Origin of the sequence: Ferruginibacter sp. (assembly GCF_031430955.1) — a bacterium.
Taxonomy (GTDB): domain Bacteria; phylum Bacteroidota; class Bacteroidia; order Chitinophagales; family Chitinophagaceae; genus Ferruginibacter.
The window spans coordinates 1-6,930 of record NZ_JANPCM010000505.1 but is presented as its reverse complement, the minus strand read 5'-3'; the positions used below and the strand labels follow the sequence as shown (position 1 = coordinate 6,930).

The window sequence follows — 6,930 nt, the reverse complement described above, 5'->3', positions numbered from 1 at the left end:
GAAGGAAACAACAGTTGCTGCACATGGCCATGCGGTACATTTTTTAGCGCATAAAAATCCTGGTCGTGCGCTGGTATTTCAATGCCGCTTTCCCAACGAATGGAGCCATAAAAATTTAATGCGCCGGGGTCATTAAATTTTCCTCCGTCAATTCTTACATTGTAATAATGAAAGCCTTCATCCATTGGGCCTTCGGTGGTTCCCATCCAGGAAGTGTCTGGCATTTGCTTAAGTTTGGTGCCGCCTCTTCCACCAAGGCCCAGGCTCACCCGTACACTGTCTGCAGATGGTGCAATTATTTTAAACCGGGCATAGCCCTGCGAATTTACCTGCGGGTATTCCTGACCGGGCTGGTTTAATGTTGAAGGTTTGAAGTCTTCTATTACGGCAGCAGGAGGAGTGTTTTGTGCAAGACTGGTAATGCCTGTTGTTAAAATTACCAGCAGCCATAATAAAGGTTTGATGTTCATTTTTTTGTTTTTATGAAATAAAAAAATCTGTGAGCAGTTTCCAAAGTGTAGTTTATAGATAGTCAAGCAAATTTTTATTCTGTTTGTCTGATGTGTGTCAAACTTTTACAAGTTATACAGGCCGCAAATCTTAAACTACCAAAAAACCACAGCGAAGTATATTACACAAATGCCGGGAATTTTCTTTTTGTTGCCGTTAAAACGGGTTACCAAAATCTTCTACTCATTTATTTCTGTGATTCTATAATATTTATTTTAGCTTAGCTATTTTTAATCTTCCGTTAGTAATGGTCAAAGCATTCTGATAGGGATCAAAAAAGACTTTGAACTCTTCCAACTGAAATTGCCTGTCAGACATTCCCTGTCTAATATTCAAATAAGTTAACAACGAAGTTGGCAGTAGTACTACAGCCCAGTTAATAAAATTTATTTTACTTGATACCCGTTACGCTGTGGTCTGCTCAACATCTTATTAGCTTCATCATCATTTTTAAATTCTTCTTTCTTTGGATCCCAATATAATTTACGTTTCAACTTCATAGCAATATGATGCACCAAACAAGCACTGCAAGCCCTATGTGCTTCTTCAACAGGAGCAATGGGTGATTTGTTATCACGGATGGCTTCCAACCAGTTGCCATGGTGTTCTTTACTTATTTCAAAATGAAATTCCTTTATACCAATAACCGATTGTAAAATTTTAGGATTACTTGCATCTAATTTTTTTGCTTGTGGGCCCGGCTTGGTTGGGTCGCTGCTGGTAGCCTGGTAGTCGCCTCTTGAAACAAAAATCCATCCTCCTGTTCCTTCAAATTTTATTCCGTTTTGAAATTCATTGCTTACAATCATTTTTACCCCATTAGCATACACAGCGGCTGTTGTAAAAATTCCATGTACATCCCACAAGCCACCGGTTGCAAAATCAACTTTATCACACCACACTTCTACTGGTCCACTGCGTTCCATACCCATACCCCAATGTGCACTATCAATATGATGGGCACCCCAACCAGTAATCATACCAGCACCAAATTGTTCGCAACGCAGCCAACCGGGACGGCCATAGCCCACTTGCGGATGCACTCTTTCTTCGGTATAATAAACTTCAGGTGTGCCTGCCAACCACATGTCGTAGTTCAAATTTTTTGGAATAGGCATCTCCTCTTTTTTTCCACCAGAAGGATCGCCGGGCAAACCAACATACACCGTTTTTAATTCGCCAATTCTTCCATTGCGAACCAACTCGGCTGCATAGCGAAATTGTTCACTACTTCGTTGCTGACTTCCTATCTGAAATTTTACACCACTTTTTTGCACCACATCACTAATAATACGTCCTTCTTTAATTGTGAGAGATGCAGGCTTTTGCATATAGATATGTTTGCCTGCTCTTGCTGCTGCCACACCAATAATGGCATGTGTATGATCGGGTGTGCTAATGAGTACTGCATCAATATCTTTACTTTGTAACAACTCCCGATAATCGGTATATGCTTTTACACCATCAAATGGTTTACCATCTCGTTTGGTATAATAGTCATTAATTAATTTTTTCCCATCTTCTGCTCTAAGGCTATCTAAATCACATACTGCCATTAGTTGTGCGTAATCATATTGCCATACACCTGGCATATCATGCCCTCGGCTTATGCGGCCTGCGCCTATTGCAGCAATATTTATACGGTTGCTTGGAGCATTTTTACCAAATACAGATGCAGGTAGTATTGTTGGAAAACCCGACATAGCAATACCTGTTGCCATGGTAGCTTTGAATGATTTACTTAAAAATTCTCTTCTGCTAACTGTTGATTTGTTGCCGCCAATACCAAATGGGGAGTTATTCTTTTTCATATTTGGCTATTTCGTTTATAAAATGAAATCGTTATTTATGAACCTAGTTTTAGTTTTCATCAAGCCGTAATTATTTAAGTATTGTTTGTAAAATGAAACAACGCTATTATTAATTTAACCGCATGCTTATTGAAATTTATTTTTTTGTTGCAGATTGAGAATCGCCGTACCGGTTTAACTGAAATCCGTTTCCATCCGCATTCATCACTATATTTAAAATTTCAGCAGTGGAATAAAAAGTTTTATCCGATGAAGCCTTTAATACATACCTGTTAGCTGCATTAAGATACAATACCAATTGATAATTTTCTACTCTTAATTCAATATTATTTCCTGCTACCGTTGATAAGTGCCAGCATATTTCGATAGTATAACTTCATCTACTTTTACATCGGGCGTTTTAAAAATATATTGCAAGCCCCTGGTGTACGTTTCGCTTTTTGTTCCAGAGTGTCCTGTATTTTCAAGCACTTTCGATGTAATTTGTAATGATGTGTATTTACGGCTTTGTAAATGCGATACCATCTTTTCAAAATTTGGTACATTTCTTTCTACATCACCAATCGTAATATACAATTTTGCAGGTGGGTTACTTTTGTTTTCAACATATTTTTTCTCGTATTGATATAGTAATTCTTTATCCCACCCAATAGCGGGACTTGCTGCTGCGTAACCTGTAAACATTTCGGGGTGAGTAAACAATGTGTACATAGTAAACAAACCGCCTAACGAACAACCCATCAGCGTTCTGTTATTTACATCCGTTGTATAATTTGTTTCCATAAAAGGAAATAGTTCATTTTTAATAAACGATAAAAAATTATCGGCACCACAGCTTTGTGGTTGCCTGCTTTCGTTAGTAGGCGTATAATCTCTTGCCCGTAAGCTATCGGGATTAGGATTATTGCCGCCCCATGTAACACCAACAATAATTACTTCGGGAATAAAGCCATCAAAATACTGCTGGCCATAAATGGATTTTACCAACGGAAAATCCCATTGCGAATCCATCAAATAAACAACAGGATATTTTTTATTAGTTTTCTTATATCCGCCAGGTAGCAGGATATGTAATTGATATTCCTGCCCTACAACAATTTTGGAAGTAATTGTTCTTACTTCGGAACCTGGAATAGTAACTGCCGGGTACTGTGCTTTTACATGAAAAGTTGCAAGTGTACTTGCAATAAATAAAAAGAGATGCTTCATTACATATTTTTTATGGTGTAAAATATCTTGATGCAAATTGTAAAAAATACGGCCAGTTAGGCCCAATGGTGTGGCCGCCATTATGCTGGCGAAACGCAATATCTCCACTGTCGAGCAATGTTTGTTCGTCAGGATATGCTGTTGTGCCCAAATCTTTTTTACCTAATAATGTATAAACCGGACCGGCATAAGCACCGCCTAAAAACATTCCTTTTGCATCCACCCATTTACCTTCCACATTGGGAGAACCGGAACTAATGAATACCGGCCTTGGTGCACAAAGTGCAACCAGTTCATGTGCATCAACCGGCAAATCGTTTTGTGTTAAAGGATTTACTGCATATTTAATAAAATTGCCTGCAAACCAGTGATACTCTCCGCTTGAAGCAAGGTTCTCCACCTGTTCGCCATAAATACGGCGTAAAATTTTTGCGCCACCTGCACCTGATGAACCAATACAGCCCACTGCAATTCTTGGCTCAAAGGCCATTGTAACTAATGCAGCCTTTCCATATCTTGATAAACCTTCAATAGCAATTTTTTTTGCATCAACAGTTGCATCTGTTTCAAAATAATCAATTGCACGGCTTGCACCCCATGCCCATGCACGGAGTGTACCCCAATCATCGGGTTTTCTGGTTTGCCCTTTATTGCATAAACCAATAATGCCTTGGGTTAATCCTGCACCATTATCTGCCTGGTAACTTGCAGGTACAATTACTGCAAAGGCCCATCCTTTTTCAATCACCTGCTCTTGCCAGCTTTTTTGTACAAGGGTTCCCGCAGGTGGTGGCGGCAACCTGAAGCCCGGTGGAAACAGGAATCCAAATTCCATAATTACAGGAACGGCTTTATTATTATTTTTTGGTGTGGTTAACGAAAGTTGTATGTCTACTTTCAGTTGCGGATACAATGAATTATCTACATGCCCCAGTAAATTTTTTGTAACTGCTGCAATACCCCCAATAACAGTATCAATAGTGCTGGTAACTTCCCAGTTTACTTTGGGAGTATTTTTTGGCACACGGCCATAAATTTCTTTATTAAAGTCTTCTGCAATTTCTGGCCTTCTTTTGTTCCACCATGTTTTGGCATTGGTTACTTTTTTACCATTTTCTAAAACCAATGGGTCGGGCAGTGATGTGTATTGTGTGGCTTTAGCTTCATCGCTGTTTGCAGCATTGGGTGCAGATGGATTACCGGAAGGCCCCGGCCTTGTAGAAGTAATGTTCAATTGTACAAGCATATTTTCATAATCAGCTTGTGTTGCCTGTTGTTGTGCTTTGGCAACTTTATCATTTACCTGCCATAATTTAATATGTTCAGCTACCTCAATCATAGGTGCAATCAGGATATCTTTTTCCTGCTGCTTAATGTAAGAAAGAATTTTGCGGTGGTTATCAATGGAAACATTCAATCCGTTGCCACCACCCACACCATGAAATAATATTACCAGTAATGAATTTGTTTGTACAGATTTATCCACCCATTCCTTCATTTGTTCAAAACTGTGGTTGTTTACCACATAGCAATCTACATTGTACAAATCCACTTCATTTATTTTATGCATTTCATTACGCACAGCCCTTGCCGCAACAAAATCATTTTTCATACCATTGATAAATGAAGAGTCGCCAATTTTCATATCACCGCAGGTAAAGGCAAATGTTCTTTTTGTTTTTCCATCCAGCGATTGCAGAAAAAGATTCGTCATCCTGGTTTCATCTACCATACGTTTAACACTGTAATTATCCAGGTCATAATCTTTGCTTACCCATTCTCTTCCGGCGCCACCCATGCAGGGATGATATAAAGTATGGTTGCCTAACTCGTACCCTTTGGTGGTAAGATTTTTCCATTCGTTAAGCCGGGTTTGCATGGAAGCAGAGAAGGCCGTAATATAAAATGTGGCTTTTAACCCCAACGAATCTAAAACAGGCAGAGCATTATCCAAATGTTCGTTGATAGCGTCATCGTAAGTAATCACAACGGCACATTTTTTTCCACGCCATGCCTGGTTAAATTGTGCATATCCGTTTAATGAGAAACCGATAAAGAGAAGGAATATTATTTTTTTCATAATAATTTTTTATTGTTCTATTTTAAACCAGTCAAAATCTGTAAAGCCCCCGGTTTGTTTGGTTGCATAATTAAATAAGCCAAACCGGTAACCCATAAAATGAGGAAGGGTATATGTCATTTTAAGTTGTGTACCAGCTGTAAGCCAGTTTTTTCCATCCAGGCTGAAAAAGAAATTGGCAATATCTTTTTTATCGGTAAAATCGCATTGTGCTTTTAAGTAAACTACGTTTTGGTTTAGGGGAACAGATAATATTTCTTCGGCTTTACCACTGCCAGCATTTATCATTACAATTGTTTTATTACTGCCCTGTAGTTTTACACCTATTACACCATAATTTTTTTGTAATAAGCAAAGGCCTGCAAAATCGCCGTCTTTCATATTAGAAACATCCAGCGCAATGCTGCCTGCACATGCAGGGCCAATGGTTCGCTGTGTTAATGTATTTCTTGCTAATAAAAAAGAGGTATCAGGCCTGCCGGTTTTAAGACGCAGATAACCTTTCCTTTCCGTAACAGACCAAAGTTCATTAACGGGGTTATGGTTCCATTGCCAAACTAACGGTAATGCCTGATTTCTTTTTTTTCGGCTAAACTCATCAGACGCTACAATGCCGGGAATTAAACTTTTATTTGCAGCAAGGTTTAATTGCTGCGGCACTTTATTATCTATGCCAAGAACTGGCCAGCCATCCTGCCATTTTACGGGAACAAGATAAGGAATACGACCAACGGCGCCGTAATCCCGAAAGAGATAAGCATACCACTGGCCTTCGGGTGTATCAATTAAACCACCTTGTGCCACGCCTAAATCCTGCAGTGCAATTCTTCCTTCGTAAGGGCCTGTTATTTTATCTGCCCTGTGAATAACAACAGTACGCATACCGTCTTTAGGCCATGTGATATTGAACAAATAATATTTGCCATCTTTTTTAAACAATTGCGAACCTTCTCCTAATACACTATTGCCTAAACTATGAGTGGGAAGTGTGGAGTTTTCAATAACCACCTGGTTAATGCCGCCTTCTTTGATGGCCGAAACATCTTCATTTAATTCAACCAATGTTAATTTGCGGTTGCCATAAAGCATGTATACCTTGCCGTCATCATCAAAAAAAAGAGAATGGTCGTGCAGTGCCGGACTAAACACTTTTTCTTTCCACATACCCTGCTCTATATTTTTTGTTGTATAGATATGTGTTTTACCACTTGTTGCCGAAAATGTGCTTACGTAAAAACTGCCATCATGATAACGGATGCTGCTTGCCCAGGAACCCCTGCCATAAGTTGATCTTCCATTTTCGAGGTTCATGTCATCATT

Annotated in this window: 6 protein-coding genes; all 6 read right to left on the bottom strand. The window is 39.1% G+C overall.

Annotated elements, in window-relative coordinates; genetic code table 11:
- The coding region (locus ACY65O_RS14110) for an early set domain-containing protein (protein ID WP_462221500.1) at nt 1–470 on the bottom strand (470 nt) is incomplete at its 3' end.
- 426 nt (nt 471–896) lie between these two features.
- A complete protein-coding gene (locus ACY65O_RS14105) occupies nt 897–2,321 on the bottom strand; it encodes a Gfo/Idh/MocA family protein (protein ID WP_462221499.1) in 1,425 nt (474 codons plus the stop codon).
- Nucleotides 2,322–2,457: 136 nt separating this feature from the next.
- Nucleotides 2,458–2,619, bottom strand: a complete 162-nt coding sequence (locus ACY65O_RS14100) for a hypothetical protein (RefSeq protein WP_462221498.1) — start codon at nt 2,617–2,619, stop codon at nt 2,458–2,460.
- A 38-nt stretch (nt 2,620–2,657) separates the two neighbouring features.
- On the bottom strand, nt 2,658–3,530 hold the full coding sequence (locus tag ACY65O_RS14095) for an alpha/beta hydrolase (RefSeq protein ID WP_462221497.1): 873 nt from the start codon (nt 3,528–3,530) through the stop codon (nt 2,658–2,660).
- A gap of 10 nt (nt 3,531–3,540) precedes the next feature.
- A complete protein-coding gene (locus ACY65O_RS14090; protein WP_462221496.1) occupies nt 3,541–5,610 on the bottom strand; it encodes a glucuronyl esterase domain-containing protein in 2,070 nt (689 codons plus the stop codon).
- A gap of 9 nt (nt 5,611–5,619) precedes the next feature.
- Nucleotides 5,620–6,930: glycoside hydrolase family 43 protein (locus tag ACY65O_RS14085; protein WP_462221495.1), on the bottom strand; the 1,311-nt coding region annotated here is incomplete at its 5' end.

Excerpts from the sequence above, each read along its gene's own strand:
- ACY65O_RS14105 (WP_462221499.1), bottom strand. The coding sequence starts at position 2,321 with ATGAAAAAGAATAACTCCCCATTTGGTATTGGCGGCAACAAATCAACA.
- ACY65O_RS14095 (WP_462221497.1), bottom strand. The coding sequence starts at position 3,530 with ATGAAGCATCTCTTTTTATTTATTGCAAGTACACTTGCAACTTTTCAT.
- ACY65O_RS14090 (WP_462221496.1), bottom strand. The coding sequence starts at position 5,610 with ATGAAAAAAATAATATTCCTTCTCTTTATCGGTTTCTCATTAAACGGA.